The sequence below is a fragment of the Pseudomonas sp. St386 genome, assembly GCF_018325865.1.
Taxonomy (GTDB): Bacteria; Pseudomonadota; Gammaproteobacteria; order Pseudomonadales; family Pseudomonadaceae; genus Aquipseudomonas; species Aquipseudomonas brassicacearum.
The window spans coordinates 2770014-2787512 of record NZ_AP021900.1 but is presented as its reverse complement, the minus strand read 5'-3'; the positions used below and the strand labels follow the sequence as shown (position 1 = coordinate 2787512).

Here is a 17499-nt window from a genome sequence, read left to right as displayed (position 1 = left end):
TAGAGCTAATAATCAGCCACCGGGTACCCCAGCCATGTCCATCTACGAGCAAGGTCTTGCGCCAACTGGCGTCAACCACATCGCCCTTACACCCCTGAGCTTCATCGAGCGCACCGCAAGCGTCTATCCCGATTACCCGGCCGTGATCCACGGCTCGATCCGGCGCACCTGGGCCGACACCTACAGCCGCTGCCGGCGCCTCGCCTCAGCCCTGGCCGGACGCGGCATCGGTAAAAACGACACGGTCGCGGTCATGCTGCCGAATATTCCCGCCATGCTTGAAGCGCATTTTGGTGTGCCGATGATCGGAGCGGTGCTCAATGCCCTCAACGTACGCCTGGATGCCGAGGCCATCGCATTCATGCTGGCCCATGGCGAAGCCAAGGTGTTGATCGCCGACCGTGAGTTCCATGACGTGGTGCAAGCAGCCATCGGCATGCTCGACCACCCGCCCCTGGTGATCGACCTTGACGATCCGGAGTACGGCGAAGGCCAGGCAAACAGTGAACTGGACTACGAGGCGTTTCTTGCCGAGGGCGACCCGAACTTCGCCTGGCAGTGGCCAGACGATGAATGGCAGGCCATTTCCCTGAACTACACCTCTGGCACCACGGGCAACCCCAAAGGCGTGGTCTATCACCACCGCGGCGCCTACCTCAATTCCCTGGGCAACCAGATGACGTGGGCCATGGGCAATCACCCGGTATATCTCTGGACTTTGCCGATGTTCCATTGCAACGGCTGGTGCTACCCCTGGACCGTGACCGCCCTGGCCGGCGTCCATGTGTTCCTGCGCCGGGTCGATCCGCAAAAAATCCTCAACCTGATTCGCGAGCATCAGATCACCCATCTTTGCGGTGCGCCCATTGTGCTCAACGCCCTGGTGAACATGCCCGACTCGGCCAAGGCCGCGATCGACCATCCGGTCAGTGCCATGGTTGCAGGAGCGGCACCACCGGCCAAGGTGATTGGCGCCGTCGAGGAAATGGGTATCAAGGTCACCCACGTCTACGGTCTGACCGAGGTCTACGGACCGGTGACTCTCTGCGCCTGGCACGCGGCCTGGGATGAGTTGCCACTGGAGCAGCGAGCCCAGATCAAGGCTCGCCAAGGCGTACGCTACCCCACCCTGGAGGGGCTGATGGTGGCCGATCCAAGGACGCTCGAACCGACACCTCATGACGGCCAGACCATCGGTGAAATCTTCATGCGCGGCAACACCGTGATGAAGGGCTATCTGAAGAACCCCAGCGCCACCGCCGAAGCCTTTGAAGGCGGCTGGTTCCACACCGGCGACTTGGCCGTCACCCATGCCGATGGCTATGTGGAAATCCGCGACCGGCTCAAGGACATCATCATTTCCGGTGGCGAGAACATCTCCACCATCGAGCTGGAAGGCGTGCTCTATCGACACCCGGCGGTTCTGGAAGCCGCCGTGGTGGCCCGTCCTGACGAAAAATGGGGAGAAACCCCCTGCGCCTTCATCACCCTGAAATCCGACCGTGAAGAGGTGCACGAAGCCGAGATCATCAGCTTCTGTCGCGAGCACCTGGCAGGTTTCAAGGTGCCACGCACGGTGGTCTTCACCCAGTTGCCCAAGACTTCCACCGGCAAGATCCAGAAGTTCGTACTGCGCGACATGGCGAAGAATCTCTAGCCCGAACGCCAAAAAAACCCAGGTATCGCTGACAGCCCCGGCGTCTCACCGGCCGTCTCGTGGGCCGGCGAGCACCCGCACGTCAGCGGGGCCTGGGATCGTGATCCGCGCAACTGCGGCCATCCAACCTCCTTTCCTTGCATGAGGCTCATTGCAATGCCCGAATTCAACGCCCCGTTGCGCGACATGCGTTTTGTCCTGCACGAAGTCTTCAACGCACCGAACCTCTGGGCCCGCCTGCCCGCGCTGGCGAATACTGTCGATGCCGCCACCGCCGATGCGATTCTCGAAGAAGCCGCCAAGGTCACCCATAACCTGATCTTTCCACTCAACCGCAGCGGCGACGAGGAAGGTGCCCAGTGGCACGACGGCCAGGTCAGCACACCGGGCGGCTTCAAGGCCGCGTATTCGACCTACATCGACGGCGGCTGGGTTGGCCTGAGCGGCAACCCGGCCTATGGCGGCATGGGGATGCCAAAGATGCTCGCCGTGCAGTTCGAAGAAATGCTCTACGCCGCCAACTCCAGCTTCGCCCTGTACTCGGCGCTGAGTTCCGGCGCCTGCCTGGCCATCGACGCCCACGCCAGCGAAGCACTCAAGGCGCTGTACCTGCCGCCGATGTATGAGGGTCGCTGGGCCGGCTCAATGTGTCTTACCGAGGCCCATGCCGGCACCGACCTGGGCATCATTCGCACCCGCGCCGAACCCCAGGCGGATGGCAGCTACCAGATCACCGGCAGCAAGATCTTCATCACCGGCGGTGAGCAGGACCTGACGGAAAACATCATTCACCTGGTCCTGGCCAAGCTGCCGGATGCGCCCGCCGGGCCCAAGGGCATCTCGCTGTTCCTGGTGCCGAAAATCCACGTTGATGCACAGGGTATGCTGGGGGAATCCAACGCCGTCAGCTGCGGTTCGATCGAACACAAGATGGGCATCAAGGCCTCGGCCACTTGCGTGATGAATTTCGACGGTGCCAGTGGCTGGCTGATCGGCGAGGCCAACAAGGGGTTGGCGGCGATGTTCACCATGATGAACTACGAGCGGCTATCCATTGGCATCCAGGGTATTGGTTGTGCCGAAGCCTCGTACCAGAACGCCCGCCGCTATGCCCAGGAACGCATCCAGAGCCGGTCCCCCGCAGGCGCCCAGGCCAAGGACAAGATCGCCGACCCGATCATCGTCCATCCCGACGTGCGCCGCATGCTGCTCAGCATGAAGGCCATGACCGAAGGCGGCCGGGCCTTCGCCTGCTACGTCGGCCAGCAACTGGACCTGGCCAAGTTCTGCGAACACTCCCAGGAGCGACACGACGCCGAAGCCTTGGTGGCCCTGCTGACGCCAGTGGCCAAGGCGTTCTTCACCGACACCGGCCTGGACAGTTGCATCCATGGCCAACAAGTATTCGGCGGCCACGGCTACATCCGCGAATGGGGCCAGGAACAACTGGTACGCGATGTGCGCATCGCTCAAATCTATGAAGGCACCAACGGCATCCAGGCCCTCGATCTGCTGGGGCGCAAAGTAGTGGGCAACGGCGGCGTGGCCCTGCGGCTGTTCACCACTCAGATCCGTGACTTCGCTTACCTGCCCGGCGCCGCCTATGCCGCCGAGCTGCTGGACGCCGTGCAACGCCTGGAAAACCTCAGCGACTGGCTGCAGCAACAGGCCAGCCTCGATCCCCACGCCATCGGCAGCGCGTGCGTCGAGTACCTGCACCTGTTCGGCTACGTCGCTTACGCGTACATGTGGGCACGCATGGCCCAGACAGCCGAACACCAACACGCCACAGACCCTGCGTTCTATGGTGCAAAGCTGGGCACCGCGCGCTTCTACTTCAGCCGTCTGCTACCGCGCATCCTCAGCCTGGAACAAAGCATCCGCGCTGGCAGCCCGTCATTGTTGCAACTGCAACCCGAACAGTTCTGAGGCTGGATAACACCGAACACCTGCACACCCGTGTGGGTGTTCGCGCCTGATTGCAGGCTTGGCCGGCACAGCAGCGCGCTAGCGCACGCTGCGTCATCAACGCCCGGACATTGGACCGCTCGGGCGTTTTACCTCGCGTTTTTTTTGCCTGACCGAACCAGGGCTGGCAAGGCGGCTTGGTTCAGACACTCCGGACGTACGCAGTAACCGGCTGATTTCCTCCGCGCTGACCGCCTTGCTGAAAAAGTGCCCCTGGATTTCATCGCAGCCGTTATCACGCAAGAAGGTTTGTTGCTCCTCGGTTTCGACCCCCTCGGCAATGACCTTGAGATTCAGCTTGTGCCCCAACGAAATCACGGCGGTGGCGATGGCTTTGTCGTTCTCGTTGTCAGGTAGATCACGCACGAAAGACTGGTCGATCTTGAGCCTCGCGATCGGGAAGCTTTTCAATGCGGCGAGGCTGGAATAGCCGGTGCCGAAGTCGTCGATCGAGAGGCTGATCCCCATGGCTTGCAGGGCCTTCATTTTGCTGATGGCTTGCTGAAGGTCTTGCATGATCAGGCTTTCGGTCAGCTCCAGCTCGAGGTACATCGGGTCCAATCCGGTTTCCTGCAAGGCATGCATCACCCGGTCGATCAGGTCCCTTTCGATGAACTGGCGAGCCGAGATGTTCACCGACATGGTGATCGGCGGCCAGCCGGCATCCTGCCACGCCTTGTTCTGTCTGCAGGCTGTATGAATCACCCAGTCGCCGATGGGTACGATCAGCCCGGTCTCTTCGGCCTGGGGAATGAACTTGATGGGAGAGACCATGCCCAGCTCGGGATGCTGCCAACGGATCAATGCCTCCACGCCGATGATCTGGCCTGACTGCAAATCCACTTGTGGCTGGTACAACAACAGGAACTCGTCGTTGTAGAGTGCGCTTCGCAGCCCATCTTGCATGGCGAGCTTGCCCTGGACCTTGTTATTCATCTCGCTCGTATAGAACTGGAAGCTGTTGCGCCCCAGCTCCTTGGCCCGGTACATGGCGGCGTCCGCATTGCTGAGCAACGTGTCGGTATCGCTGCCGTCGGCCGGATATGTGGCCAGTCCCATGCTGCAGGTGACGTGAAGCGTATGGCCGCCGAGTTGAATCGGCCGCAGGATGGCTTCCTGGATTTTGTGCAAGACTGGCGTCACGCCGTCCAGGTCCGAGGGTTGGTCGAACAGGATGATCACAAACTCGTCGCCACCCAGTCGCACGACAGTGTCGGTACGCCGCACACACCCCAGCAGGCGCTGGGCGACGGTTTTCAGCAGTTCGTCCCCGGCACTGTGCCCAAGGCTGTCATTCACCAGTTTGAACTTGTCCAGGTCGAGAAACACCACTGTCACCAGCCGGTTGTAGCGCTGGGCATAAAGCATCGCCTGCTTGAGGCGGTCTTCGAGCAGCGTGCGATTCGGCAGCCCGGTCAGTGCGTCATGGTCGCCCATGAAGCGAATGCGCTTTTCGGTCAGTTGGCGCTCTATCGCAATGCCGGCAAGCGGTGTCGCCAGGTCGATCAGTTGCGTCTCGGCCGCGCTGGGGCTGCGCACGGTGTTGGCATACAAGGCAAACGTACCCAAGACCTTTCGCTCATGGGACAGGATCGGCGTCGACCAGCAGGCGCGAAACCCATAGGGCGCAACGAGTGAACGGTATGCTTCCCATAGTGGATCCTGCTCGATGTCCGTGACGATGACCGGCTCTCGTCGATACGCCGAGGTGCCACATGAACCGACGTTCGGACCGATTTCAATTCCGTCGATGAGCTGGCAATAGGCTTTCGGCAAACTGGGTGCAGTCCCGTGCAGCAGGTGTTTACCCTCCTCATCCAGCAGCAGGATGGAGACCTTCATGCCCTCCAGTTGGGACTCGACCAGGTGGGCCAGGCTGTCGAGCACTTCTGTAAGCTCGGTGCTCCTGGCGATCAGTTCCAGGACATGACCTTGCCCGGTACGGATGATCGCTTCTTGTTCCAATCGGTCGTTTTGCACGGCGAGCCGCTCTGTGGCGATACTCAATTGAGCCGTTCTTTTCTCCAGCTGAAGCCGGTCTTCGAGAAATTGATTCACCGCCCGCGCCATGTTGCCGATCTCGTCCTTCCCATGGTCGGCCATCAGCAAATGCGTTTTGTCCGTGTGTTCCTGACGCAATTGCCGGCTAATTTCATTCAGGCGCACGAGCACATGACGGCCCATGAAAACCCGGGTCACGAACCAGGCGAACACCAGGCTGGCGCCCAACATGATCAGCACCCATTGCTGGCTGCGATTCGAGGCCTCGACCAGACGCTGCACCGCTTCGCGATAGTCCTGGGTGTAGGCGCTCGATTGCGTACGGGCCACCGCGACGAGGCCCCCGGCCTCGTTCTTTAGTTGCTCGTTGAAGCGCTGCAGGACGTTATGTTGATCGATGAGCGTCTGGCGCAGGGAGAAGAGATCCGGCGTCTGCACGTCAGCGTCGGATAACGCGCCTGCGGTGCGTGGCAGGCGCTCATATCGGGCCCGCAGCCGTTGCACGGCCTCACTGTCAACCGCCTGCGGCAGATCGAAAAGCAGCACCGCCAGCTCCAGGCTGGCCCGGGTGTTGGTCGCCGTCAATCGAGCGGTGTGGTCCTCCAGGGTCTGCTCGAAGGTGACCTCGGTTTGCAGCAGGCTTTCTCGCAGTTGCGCAACGATGTTGGCGGTATTGCGGAACATCTGACTCGACTGATGCATATCGAGTATCGCCACGCCACTGTTTGCGGCAGTCAGTTGCTGCACCAGTTGATCGAGCGCTTCAAGCTGTTCGACGGTCGCCGCATAGCTTGAGCGCAGGATGTCGGAGGAACGGGTTGTCAGAAGCTGGTCGGTCTGGCGTTCGATCAGCAAGGTGCGCTGCACCATGTCTTGCCCATTTTGCATGCGGACCAGTCGTTCATCCGTCAACTGGCGAGTGGCGCTGTTTGAGGTGCGCAGCGCGTAGACCGCCGTAGCACCGCCTGCCAGGATCAGCAGCGCCAGCGTCAGGAACGCCAGGGTGAATTGTGCGCGCAGCGATTGTGGCAAGAGCTGGCGTCCAAACCGGGAAGTCATATCCAACGTCAGGGATTCCATTGGTGGCGATAGATGTCTCGATAGCCATTGTCAGGATCGTACTGGAATTTTTTCCCGCCATCGAAGGCGATATTGTCGTTATTGACCAAATGAATCGGCGCGACGAAGCCGCTCACTGGCTGACCTGCAAACAGCCGGTTCAATTCATCCATCACTTGCCAGCCGTGCTGGTTGAGCGGCTCGGCCACAGTCACGGTCTGGTAGGTCTTTGCCTGTATGCGCAAGAAAGCCGAAGCGCTGCCGTCACCGGCAGACAACAGACTGATGCCATCACTGGGTATGGCGGCGCTGGTCAGCGAGGCAATCGAGTAGTCGAAATAGATGTCGTTGATGGCCAACGTATGGGTCCAGCGCTTGCCATAGCGCTGAAGCAGTTCCTTGGTGATCGCCGGCATCTTCTCGCCACTTTCGGAGATCGCCACATCGCGCACCTCCAGCAACGTACATTCACGACAGGCCCGAATGACGTCTTCCATGGCCTTGGCTTTCGCCATGGCAATGCTGTACTTGGAGTCGGTCAGGATGACCACGCCGGCGCGTCCGTTTGACTGCGCCACTGCCGCCATGGCCGTGAGGCGCGCCACTTCAAGCGGGTCGGTGGTGACGTTCATGGCCACCGGCGTACCGTCAATCGGCCCCGGGCGTACTCCGGCGTGCCAGCCAACCACCGGTACCTCCTTGTTGGCGAAGAGCAGCAGCGCCGCCTTGTTCTCAAGGGCATCGGAGCCACACAGAATAAGGCCGTCGGGCTTCGCAGCCAGGGCATCGGAGAACGCCTTTGCGCGTCCGGCCGATGAGCCGGCACCATCGAATATCTTCAGCGTCCAGCCCAACGCGCTGGCGGCCTCCCGGGCACCCTGCGCGACACCGACAATGCCTCCGTTACGCAAATCTTCTGCGACAAGCGCGATGTTCTTGCCCCGCTGGGCTTGCGGGCCAGATTCAGGGCCGCTCCAGCGAACGGCACCGAGGGTGGCCTTGGAAACGATTTCCTGCGCTTGAATAACCGTGACCGTGGCTTTTTCGAGACCCGCTGCGGTTGGCAGGTCCTGACCGTATCCGGAAGTGGCCATGAAAACACAGGAAACCGCTATTGAGGCCATTCGCAGTCGCCAGGGCCTTACTAACCTGGGCCCAATCGAACAGGTTCGATCACCGCATGTGATGCCGTGTCTGGGGCCGGTGGTGCGATCAATGTCTGGCATGACGTCCCTTTTTGCCAAGAATGCAGTGTTCCGAAAGAATAGTCGGTTCTGCTGCCATCAGCTCCTTTGTGGGTAAAGGGAATTTCCAGCGGGAGCGAGCCCGTTCCCACAGGTTTCGTTTCTTAACTGAGCGGCATTTCCCTTTATCCCACCCCTTTCCTTTTTAACGCCTGAATATCGGTGCCTGCAGGCTATCCCGACCGCTCCTCAAAGCGTCTACTACAGCCGCCATGGCGCCAACTTATTGGCATAAAAACCTACCTAATAAAAATAAATTAATACAGTGACGGTTTCCCGACGCACGGTACCAATGCGCCATTGCTGGGGGTTCAAATCGAAGCTCATCATCCGCAAGCAACCCCGCAAAACGTTTAGGCCACCGACCTGGACTACAGGAAGTAATCAATCGCATCACTCAATGGAGCAACACCGAGATGATGACTGTTTATTTTGTTGTGATGACGATCTGCAGTGGCTTCGAAGGCTGTGTCGATGAACGACAACCAGGGCCAACCTTTGCTTCCAAGGCAATGTGCATGGAGACGGCCAGAGTCATGGCGCCGCGCAAAGGGGTGAAGTTCAAGTGTCGCAAAGAACGTACCTTGGTGGTCCATGAGACGCTGCCGGTAGAAGGTTACGGCAAGATTGTCTCCACCAAGACCGCAGCCCAGCCTTAGCAATTTGACCCTCGTCGACAACGAAAAAACCAAAACCACCCAGCTTTCGTGGACTGAGTGGTCTTGGGGCTGCCCACCGCGCCTTGAACCGGCCGATTGATGGGGAGCCAATTGGCAACACAACCCCTTGCTCAGAGCATGTGTCCGGCCCAAATCTTGCGCTCGACCAGATCGGCGGCAATCTCGATGAAGGCGTCCCCGACAAACTTGGCCGCGGGGCTGACCCGCCTGTCCGCAGGGAAGACCTGAACCGGACGGCTTGGCAGGCTTGCTGCTTAGGTGTGTGTATATCCGTTGCCGCGGTAACGGATATACACACCTCTCTGAAGCGCGCCCATCGCATTGACGGACCCCAACCGTCGATAGTTACTCCATCTCACCCATTCCCAAGCATCTGCCACAACGACGCCCCCACCCCGGTAATGCTCTCCCCGGCAATCAACCCCGCCGCCGCGGTGATGGCGAAACGTTCCGTGAGGCTCGGCCAACGACAGCTCACCAGCCACGTCAGCACCGCACCAAGGGCCATCATCAGCGACACCGAGGCCGGCAAGACGAAGGCCAGGCCCAAGGCCGCCGTGCTTGGCAGGTAGCGAGCCCGATGCGCCGGCAGCAGGCTGTCGAGGATTCCCAACAACAAGCCGACCAGGCCGCCGATGAAAATCGCCCAGCGAATGCTCGCAGACAATGAATCCAGGCCCAGGGTCAAGGTTTGTGCCACAGCCTTCCAGGTAGCGACCGCCGGGGCCGGCCACTCTTCGGTGAGCAGCATGGTTTGCGGGTCCGGGATCAGGGCCAGGTAAGCCAACACCCCGACGATGCTACCGACAAAAATCCCCAGGGTCTGGGCGATCAACTGCTTGCGCGGCGTGGCACCAATCGCCCGGCCTACCTTGAAGTCGTTCATCAAGTCGGTGCACTGCCCGGCCGAACCACCGGCGGTGTTGGCGCTCATCAGGTTGATCGGCACCTGCCCCGGGGCGACGATGCCGAAACTCAACTGGGACAATTGGCCGATGGCCCCGATCGGCGGAATGCCCGTGGCGCCGACCACTCGGGCGGCCACCGCCGCCAGGCAGATCGCCAAGGGAATGGTCAACAAGGCCATCCACGGATTGATGCCGAACAACAGCACTTGCAGGCTCACCACCAGGATGATCGACAGTACGAAACCGACGGCAGGCCCAGGCTTGGGTATCGTCCAGATCGCCCCGCCGCCCGCCTTGGTGGACCGATGCAATGCCCACAAGCGAATCGCCAACGAGGCCAGGGTCGAGCAGACCATCAGGCTCACCCCCGGCCAGAGCAACCACTCCACCAACGCAGCGAACTGCGGACCGCTGCCGCCGTGCGGCAACCGCACCAAGCCTTGCGCCAGCAGCCACGGCGCCAACCCGCCCCACGCCAGCAAGGCACCGAGCAGCAGGGTCAGGCCCACGCGAATACCGATGATTCCGCCAAACCCCACTAACAACAGCGAAGGGTCGGCGGTAAACGTCAGGCGCTCCAGTTGGGCGCTCGGAGACCAGCGCGGGATGGTCCACATGAACGTGTCGACCGCCTTGACCAGCCCGGACAGCAACGCGGCGCTGAGCAGCACCTTCAAGCGCGTCGCAGCTTCGTGGCCGTGGTTGTAGATATGCAGCAGGGTTTCGAGGGTCGCCATGCCCTCGGGAAACTTCAGCGCCTTGTCATTGAGCAGTGAGGGGCGCAGGTACCAGGCAATCCAAATCCCCAGGAAGCTCACCGAAAAGACCCAGGCCACCATGGGAATGGCGTCCAACTGCTGGCCGGTCAGCAAGGTATAGGCCGGGATGGGCGCGACCAGCCCACCGGAAATGATCGACGCAGCGGCAGAGGCCACGGTCTGGTTGATGTTGCTTTCGTGCAGTGTCCAGGGCAGCCGACCCACCGATCGACTCGCCAAGCCTTGCCAGATGCCATAGCCAACCAGCAAGGCAATGATCGACATATTGAACGACCAGCCGATCTTCAACCCGGCATAGACATTGGAAGGTGTCAGCAGGATACCGAGGACGATTCCCGTACTGACCGCACGTGGACTGAGCTCGCGTTCGACGGCGGCGTTCAAGGGGAATGTGGACGAGGTTGGATGCATGCGAAATCCTTATCGGCACTGGAGGGCAGCCGCCGGATTTAGACTGATCCCTTGTGGGAGCGAGCTTGCTCGCGATAGCGGTGGATCAGTTACAGAGATAGAGACTGACACTCCGCCATCGCGAGCAAGCTCGCTCCCACAGGACCACTTGAAACGGCAACTCAATAAGTGAACGCAGTATTGGCGCAAGGTTCACCCGACAGAGGCAAACCCTGGAGCGTGCTCACCCAAGTCGTCCATCCGTGGGCTGCGCTCGACTTATTTTTCCCCCTCGCAATTGACCATCCAGGCAATCCCGAAACGGTCTTCGAACATGGCAAAACGTTCCGCCCAAAAGGTCTTCTCCAGGGGCATGTACACGCTGCCACCTGCACTCAAACCATTGAACAGCCGCTCGGCCTCCTCCACGCTGTCGACGTTGAGGGAAACCGACACGCCTTGCGGCTTGCGAAACGGTTGGCCCGGTGGGCAGTCGGAGGCCATCAGGCTGAAAGCGCCGACGGTCAGGCAAGTGTGCATGATCAGGTTGGGATCCTTGGGCATCCCGGTTTCCTCGGGGGCCTCGGCAAAAGACATGGAAAACAGATCGCCGCCCAGTACCTCCTTATACAAGGCGAAAGCTTGCTTGCAGTTACCGTTGAAGGTCAGGTAAGGAATGATTCTCATGGTGGGGTCTCCTGTGGTCGGTTTCACGATTGATCGGACATCTGCGCCCGCAGGCGTTCTTCCTGCTCGCGCAACTCGGGGGTAAAGGACTCACCGAACTCCTCGAGCTCGAAGATCTGGCGGATCTCGATTTCACTGTCGCTGACCATCGGGTTCGGGCAGCGCTTGACCCAGTCGATGGCCTCCTGCAATGACTGGACCTTGAAGATCCAGAAGCCGGCGATCAGCTCCTTGGTTTCAGCAAAGGGCCCGTCGATCACCGTCCGGTCCTTGCCGGAAAACTGCACGCGCACGCCCTCGACACTGGGGTGCAGGCCCTCACCGGCGAGCATTACCCCGGCCTTGACCAGCTCTTCGTTGTAGGCACCCATGGCGGCCAGCAGTTCCGCGCTGGGCATTTCTCCGGCTTCCGATTCCGGACTGGCTTTGACGATCACCATAAATCGCATGCTCTGATCTCCTGAGAGTGGATGGATTAGGCCGTCCGTGTGGCGGCTCTATGGGTTAATCGAATGGCATTGGCCGAAATCGACAGCCCGCTACGAATATTTTTTTAACAGACGCCAGGCTAGGCTATTGGACTTCATCCTCAATGCAGGATCTGGCTCAGGAACAGCTTGGTGCGGTCGTTCTGCGGATTGTCGAAGAGGTCGGTTCGACGATTGCATCTTTGCCCATGAAGATCACCCGCCCGACATCCACAGTTCGACGCACCTCGAAGTGAGGAACCTGTCGACCCCATAGTCTGTGAGCCACCCTGGAGGAGATGGCGATGACACACACCCGCTTTTATGGAAAAACCGTACTGGCCTGCACGTTCATCCTGGCGATTATCGGCTGGGGGATCGGCTTCTATGGGCCGCCGATTTACATGCAAGCCGTCATGGAGCGCACGGGTTGGCCGATCGCCCAGGTCTCGGCTGCCGTGACCTTGCACTTTCTCAGCGGCACGCTTGTCATCGCCAACCTGCCGCGCCTTTACGCGCGCTTCGGGATACCCGCCATCACCCTGCTGGGCAGCATCGTCCTGGGCATTGGCGTAAACATCTGGGCTCACGCCAACCAGTTATGGGTGCTGTATACCGGCGCCCTCTGCTCGGGTATCGGCTGGGTGACATTGGGTGCTGCGGCCGTTAACACCCTGATCGCGCCGTGGTACGTCAAGGAGAGACCCAAGGCCCTGGGCAAGGCCTACAACGGCGCCAGCCTGGGTGGGGTGATCTTTTCGCCGCTGTGGGTGTTGCTGATCGAGCGGTTCGGCTTTGCCATGGCGGCGCTGGCGATCAGCATTGTCGCGGTGCTGCTCATAGGCGCCTTCGCTTTCCTGGTCTTCAACAAAAGCCCAGAAAGCCTGGGGCAACATCCCGACCATGCAGACCAACCGGAACCCGTACCGATCAGTGCCAGCGCCACGCCGTGGACCGCCATGCAGACCCTCCGCTCGGCAAGTTTCCGCACCCTGGCAGCCGGTATGTCCTTGGGGCTGTTCGCCCAGATCGGCTTGATCGCGCACCTGTACTCGATCCTGGTGGGTCGCATGGGGGCGCATGAGGCCTCATTCGCCATGGGTCTGGCCACTGCCAGTGCGATGGGCGGGCGATACGTCGCCGCACGCTTGATGATCCAAGGCATGAACCGCCGACAACTGGCCTGCCTCGGTTATGTCATCCAGATGCTGGGCACGCTGATGCTTCTGGGCCTGGATCTTCACCCGACAGTGGCCTGGATAGCCGTGGTGTTGATCGGTTCAGGCATTGGCAATGCCACCTCCTTGCCGCCACTGATAGCCCAGACCGAGTTCAGCCGTGAACAAACCGCCAGGGTAATCGCCCTGATGGTCGCGATCAGTCAAGCCACCTACGCCTTCGCCCCGGCCTTTTTCGGCCTGGTGCGCTCGCTCTTCCGCGATCCGAATCACGCCATCGTCGCCGTCGTGACAGCAGCGGTCGTCGTGCAGGGGCTCGCCATTTGGTCGTTCTTTCGGGGCGTGTCCGCTCGCTGCTTCAAGAAAACCGCTTTCTGACCTCCCCCCTGGCCATGCGTCACCCGCTAAGAACGAAATGCATCAACCTTGAGCCCAAACCGGCTCATTTTGTTGTACAACCCACCCCGCGACACATTCAGCCGCTGAGCAGCCAGGCGGATATTTCCGCGCGTATCCTTGAGGGCGGCGATGATGGCATTCATCTCATGGGTGCCAAGGTCCGGCGCCATCCGCGGCTCAGGGACACTTCCCCATGTCGATGGGCGCCCTCGCTGCCTGATTTCCAAGGCAAGATCGCTCGGCTCGATCAGTTCGGTCATCGCCAGGTTGGTGGCCCGCTCAATGACGTTTTCCAGCTCACGGACATTGCCTGGCCAGTGATAGGCGCCGAGCATGTCCAGCGCCGCGGGCGAAAGGTCCTGCATCGACTTGCGTAGCGACCGGGCACAACGCGCAAGAAAATGCCGCGCCAGCAACGGCACATCTTCGCGGCGCATCCGCAGTGGCGGCACCGTCAGGTTCAGCACGTTGAGCCGGTAGTAAAGATCCTCACGAAAGGCGCCTTCGGCCACTGCCTGGCTCAGGTTGCGGTGGGTGGCGGCGATGATGCGCACGTTGACCCGCAGCGATTTTTTCGCCCCCACCCGTGTCACCTCGCCTTCCTGCAGGACACGCAGCAGGCTGACCTGCGCATCAAAGGACATGTCACCGATTTCATCGAGGAAGATCGTCCCGCCATCGGCCAATTCGAACTTGCCTGCCGACCCACCGCGCGCCGCTCCGGTGAAGGCGCCTTCGACATGACCAAACAGTTCGCTCTGCACCAGGTCACGGGGAATGGCGCCGCAATTGACCGCCACGAAAGGCCCGCCACATCGGTCGCTGCCATTATGGATAGCCTGGGCGAACAGCTCCTTGCCAGTGCCGCTCTCACCGAGGATCAGCGTGGTCGAATCACTGCGACTGGCAATCCGCGCCAGGTGCAGTGCATCCTCAATCGCCTGTGAGCGGCCGAGGATGGTTTCGAAGGTGTAGCTGGCCTGGGTGCCAATGATCCGCCGGGTGATTTCCCGGATGCGTCGGTTCTCGCGCAACGACACAATCCGCCCGCCTTGCTCCAGCGGGCAGACCGACACCAGGCAGGCCAGATGGCTGCGGTCGTGCAGTTCAAAGGTGCAATCCAGGTCCCGCACCCCTTCCCCGCCCCCCAGCAGGACGGCATCGGTCAATTCGCTCTGGCCCAGGCTCTTGAACGGGCTGCCGAGCAGGTCACGGCCGACGCGGAACAACTGTCGGGCGTAATGGTTGAGCGCCTTGATGCGGCCCTGCTCATCCAAAACCACCAAGCCCTCGTTGAGCACCTCAAGGACTGTCTGTTGTTCTTCCAGCAAGGCTTGCAGCGCCATCTGCCTCGAGACCGCCTCGGCCGCGGCCTGGACCGTGCCCAGCGTATGGAAATGAAACCAGCCGGGTTCCGCCGTCAAGGTCAACATACCCAGCGTCCGGCCCTGGGGATCGCGAATTGGCGCGGCGGCGCAATGCATGCGGCGCTGGCGCAGGCCAAGCCCGAAGTTCTCCTCGGCCAACACATACACCAAACGGTCTTCGACGATCGCCAGCCCGGTGCAATTGGTGCCCTGTACCGACTCCAGCAGTCGACTGCCAATGGGTGTGAGGTCCAGGCCACAGAAATACAAAGTCGTGCCTTCGGCATCGGTCAGGTTGATATGGCCCCTTGGGTTATAGGCGAGCAAACCGCGCATGACTTGCGCCGCAGCGGCGATCAGCACCCGGTTGGCTGCCAGGGTCGCGGTCAGGTCGGCAGGCGCGACAAAACGGTACTCGCCGTCTTCCGGATCGAGGCCGGCAGCGACGCTGCGCAACCAGGACTCCCAAATCACCCGGCGGATCCCGGCAGGCCGTTCGATAGCTCCCTGCAAGCACGCGCGCCAAGCCTCATCCAGCGCAGTGCCTGGCCCTTCGTTCAACGACGCGGGGCCCAGCGTGGTGAGGTAGTCACGGTCTTCGGCGCTCAATGCTGCAGGTTGCTGGTTCATTATCCGGCCAACTGTTCATATTTTCGACATGTCAGTATAGACATGTCATTTAAATGAACATGAATTTCAATAAAAACAAATAAATTCCCTTTAGTATCAATTAGTTAATTATTGGCACAGCACTTGCTCCCTGCCTGGACAGACGAGGACATTCTTACCGCCGAGTCGTAAAAACAATAAAGGGAGTCATGTTCATGAGCACATCCAAGACCATTCACCTTGGCCTCATCGGCGCCGGCCGCATGGGCAGTTCTCACGGCCTGACCGCCGCCCGGCACATCCCCGGCGCCTGCCTCGCCGCCATCGCCGACCCTACCCCCGGCCAAGCCGCACGCTTGGCGGCAGAACTGGACGTGCAGAAGGTCTATACCGACCCACAGCAATTACTCGGTGACCCGGACATCGACGCCGTGCTGATTGCCGCCCCGGCACGCAGCCATGCCGAATTGGTGATCAGTGCGGCCCGGGCCGGCAAAGGGGTGTTCTGTGAAAAACCGATGGCCATCACCCTGGACGAAGCTGACCGCGCCATCGCCGCCGCTGCTGACGCGCGGGTGACGCTACAAGTTGGCTTCAACCGTCGCTTTGCCAGAAGTTTTCGCACTGCTCACCTGGACGTGGTCGGCGGCCGCATCGGTACGCCACAACTGCTGCGCTCGCTGACCCGCGACCCAGCGCTGAACAACCCGGCCGCGTCGCCGCAATGGGTAATCTTCCTCGAAACCCTGATCCATGACTTCGATACCCTGCGCTACCTGAATCCGGGCGCCGAAGCGGTTGAGGTTTTTGTGATGGCCGATGCCCTGATCGCACCGGACTACAAGGACAAAGGATTTCTCGACACCGCGGTGGTCACGATCCGTTTCGATAACGGCGCCATCGCCACGGCCGAGGCCAATTTCCAGGCAGTGTATGGCTACGATGTCCGCGGCGAAGTGTTCGGCAGCGCTGGCATGCTGACCATGGGCAACGTCAACGACTCTGACTTGCTGCGGTACCTGGCCAATGGGGTCCAGGCCGACACCCAGCGCATGGACACCGACCTGCTGCGTGATGCCTATGTGGCCGAGCTCAACCACTTCGTCAGTTGCGTGCGCAGCGGTGAAAAACCTCTGGCCAGCGGTGAAGACGCTCGGGCAGCACTGGCGATTGCCCGTGCCTGTATCGAGTCCTTCCAGCAGGGCAAAGCGGTGCGTGTGCAAGGAGCTCTGTCATGAGTTTCACACCGTTCAAACTGGCGATCAGCGCCGAGATGGTCTTCCTCGAGCTGCCCTTTACCGAGCGGGTCAAACGTATCCACGCACTAGGCTTCAGCGTCGAGATATGGAACTGGACGACCAAAGACATCCGGGCCCTCTCGGCGACCGGCGCGGATTTCACCTCCATGACCGGCTACATCTGCGGCAACCTGACCGATCCCGAGGACATCCAACACCTGCTCGACAGCGCCCAGGAATCCTTGGCCGTCGCCGCTCAATTGGGTTGCCCTAGCCTGAACCTGCATGGCACCGGCCTGGGTGACCAGGGGTTGCCGGTCAAACCTGTTGCCCAAACCACTGGCCGCATGTGGTTGAACGCCTGCAAGACGCTGGAAAAAATCGCCCGCCTGGGCGAGGACGCGGGTCGGGTTTTCCTGCTGGAAAACCTCAACACCGAAGTCGACCACCCGGGCACACCGTTCGCCCGCGCTGACGAAACCCTGGCGCTGATCGAGGCCGTGGGCAGCCCGCACCTGAAGATGAACCTGGACCTCTATCACGCACAGATCGGCGAAGGAAACCTGATCGAACTGATCCAGCGCGCCGGCAGCTCCATCGGCGAAATCCAGGTTGCCGACGTCCCGGGGCGCATGGAGCCCGGTACCGGTGAAATCCATTATCCCGCCATTGCCAGGGCCTTGTTCGGCATCGGATACAGCGGTGTCGTCGGCCTCGAAGGCTGGGCCAGCGGTGACAGCGAGGTTGCGCTTGAGCGTTTCAGGCAGGCCTTCACGCTTGATCGATAAAGCGTTCGTCTAACTCAAAACGTGCGGCAGATTTTCATCTTTTGGTGACGTACAACTCATAACAACAAAAGGAAAACCAT

General features: G+C 60.7%; 12 protein-coding genes and 2 pseudogenes. 6 read left to right on the top strand and 8 right to left on the bottom strand.

Annotated elements, in window-relative coordinates; translation table 11 throughout:
* Nucleotides 1-34 precede the first annotated feature (34 nt).
* Nucleotides 35-1657 (top strand): acyl-CoA synthetase, encoded by a 1623-nt coding sequence (locus KI235_RS12345; RefSeq protein ID WP_003200626.1) that lies wholly within the window; start codon nt 35-37, stop codon nt 1655-1657.
* A gap of 156 nt (nt 1658-1813) precedes the next feature.
* Nucleotides 1814-3586, top strand: coding sequence for an acyl-CoA dehydrogenase C-terminal domain-containing protein (locus KI235_RS12340; RefSeq protein ID WP_003200624.1), 1773 nt, complete (start codon nt 1814-1816; stop codon nt 3584-3586).
* Between the two features lie 96 nt (nt 3587-3682).
* Here KI235_RS12340 and KI235_RS12335 read toward each other — a convergent pair whose 3' ends face one another.
* Nucleotides 3683-6706: an EAL domain-containing protein gene (locus KI235_RS12335; protein ID WP_027912379.1), complete on the bottom strand. Its 3024-nt coding sequence runs from the start codon at nt 6704-6706 to the stop codon at nt 3683-3685.
* Entirely contained in the window at nt 6694-7911 is a 1218-nt protein-coding gene (locus tag KI235_RS12330) for a substrate-binding domain-containing protein (RefSeq protein WP_167331289.1), read from the bottom strand. Before KI235_RS12330 ends, KI235_RS12335 begins: the two co-directional genes overlap by 13 nt.
* Before the next feature lie 536 nt (nt 7912-8447).
* Between KI235_RS12330 and KI235_RS12325 the strand changes: the two genes are divergently transcribed.
* Entirely contained in the window at nt 8448-8588 is a 141-nt protein-coding gene (locus KI235_RS12325) for a hypothetical protein (RefSeq protein WP_155252598.1), read from the top strand.
* A 131-nt stretch (nt 8589-8719) separates the two neighbouring features.
* On the opposite strand, the pseudogene KI235_RS12320 reads toward KI235_RS12325, so the two are convergent.
* The 5 genes and pseudogenes from KI235_RS12320 to glnQ form a co-directional block, all read right to left on the bottom strand.
* Nucleotides 8720-8839, bottom strand: a pseudogene (locus KI235_RS12320) (LysR family transcriptional regulator); the annotation flags it as partial.
* A 125-nt stretch (nt 8840-8964) separates the two neighbouring features.
* A complete protein-coding gene (locus tag KI235_RS12315; protein WP_013693002.1) occupies nt 8965-10707 on the bottom strand; it encodes an OPT family oligopeptide transporter in 1743 nt (580 codons plus the stop codon).
* A 258-nt stretch (nt 10708-10965) separates the two neighbouring features.
* The gene (locus tag KI235_RS12310) at nt 10966-11373 is read right to left on the bottom strand and encodes a VOC family protein (RefSeq protein ID WP_003200614.1); all 408 of its coding nucleotides are present in this window, start codon (nt 11371-11373) and stop codon (nt 10966-10968) included.
* Nucleotides 11374-11396: 23 nt separating this feature from the next.
* Complete coding sequence (locus KI235_RS12305; protein WP_013693001.1) at nt 11397-11822, bottom strand: YciI family protein; 426 nt, start codon at nt 11820-11822, stop codon at nt 11397-11399.
* A gap of 140 nt (nt 11823-11962) precedes the next feature.
* A pseudogene (gene glnQ / locus KI235_RS12300) lies at nt 11963-12081 on the bottom strand (glutamine ABC transporter ATP-binding protein GlnQ); the annotation flags it as partial.
* 64 nt (nt 12082-12145) lie between these two features.
* Here glnQ and KI235_RS12295 point away from each other — a divergent pair.
* Entirely contained in the window at nt 12146-13396 is a 1251-nt protein-coding gene (locus KI235_RS12295; RefSeq protein ID WP_028236555.1) for an MFS transporter, read from the top strand.
* A gap of 26 nt (nt 13397-13422) precedes the next feature.
* Here KI235_RS12295 and KI235_RS12290 read toward each other — a convergent pair whose 3' ends face one another.
* A complete protein-coding gene (locus KI235_RS12290; protein WP_003200609.1) occupies nt 13423-15414 on the bottom strand; it encodes a sigma-54-dependent Fis family transcriptional regulator in 1992 nt (663 codons plus the stop codon).
* Between the two features lie 194 nt (nt 15415-15608).
* Here KI235_RS12290 and KI235_RS12285 point away from each other — a divergent pair, with 194 nt between their 5' ends.
* On the top strand, nt 15609-16631 hold the full coding sequence (locus KI235_RS12285; RefSeq protein WP_212795763.1) for a Gfo/Idh/MocA family oxidoreductase: 1023 nt from the start codon (nt 15609-15611) through the stop codon (nt 16629-16631).
* Complete coding sequence (locus tag KI235_RS12280; RefSeq protein ID WP_212795762.1) at nt 16628-17419, top strand: TIM barrel protein; 792 nt, start codon at nt 16628-16630, stop codon at nt 17417-17419. Before KI235_RS12285 ends, KI235_RS12280 begins: the two co-directional genes overlap by 4 nt.
* The last annotated feature ends 80 nt before the right edge of the window (nt 17420-17499 follow it).

Excerpts from the sequence above, each read along its gene's own strand:
- KI235_RS12345 (WP_003200626.1), top strand. The coding sequence starts at position 35 with ATGTCCATCTACGAGCAAGGTCTTGCGCCAACTGGCGTCAACCACATC.
- KI235_RS12340 (WP_003200624.1), top strand. The coding sequence starts at position 1,814 with ATGCCCGAATTCAACGCCCCGTTGCGCGACATGCGTTTTGTCCTGCAC.
- KI235_RS12335 (WP_027912379.1), bottom strand. The coding sequence starts at position 6,706 with ATGGAATCCCTGACGTTGGATATGACTTCCCGGTTTGGACGCCAGCTC.
- KI235_RS12330 (WP_167331289.1), bottom strand. The coding sequence starts at position 7,911 with ATGCCAGACATTGATCGCACCACCGGCCCCAGACACGGCATCACATGC.
- KI235_RS12325 (WP_155252598.1), top strand. The coding sequence starts at position 8,448 with ATGGAGACGGCCAGAGTCATGGCGCCGCGCAAAGGGGTGAAGTTCAAG.
- KI235_RS12315 (WP_013693002.1), bottom strand. The coding sequence starts at position 10,707 with ATGCATCCAACCTCGTCCACATTCCCCTTGAACGCCGCCGTCGAACGC.
- KI235_RS12310 (WP_003200614.1), bottom strand. The coding sequence starts at position 11,373 with ATGAGAATCATTCCTTACCTGACCTTCAACGGTAACTGCAAGCAAGCT.
- KI235_RS12305 (WP_013693001.1), bottom strand. The coding sequence starts at position 11,822 with ATGCGATTTATGGTGATCGTCAAAGCCAGTCCGGAATCGGAAGCCGGA.
- KI235_RS12295 (WP_028236555.1), top strand. The coding sequence starts at position 12,146 with ATGACACACACCCGCTTTTATGGAAAAACCGTACTGGCCTGCACGTTC.
- KI235_RS12290 (WP_003200609.1), bottom strand. The coding sequence starts at position 15,414 with ATGAACCAGCAACCTGCAGCATTGAGCGCCGAAGACCGTGACTACCTC.
- KI235_RS12285 (WP_212795763.1), top strand. The coding sequence starts at position 15,609 with ATGAGCACATCCAAGACCATTCACCTTGGCCTCATCGGCGCCGGCCGC.
- KI235_RS12280 (WP_212795762.1), top strand. The coding sequence starts at position 16,628 with ATGAGTTTCACACCGTTCAAACTGGCGATCAGCGCCGAGATGGTCTTC.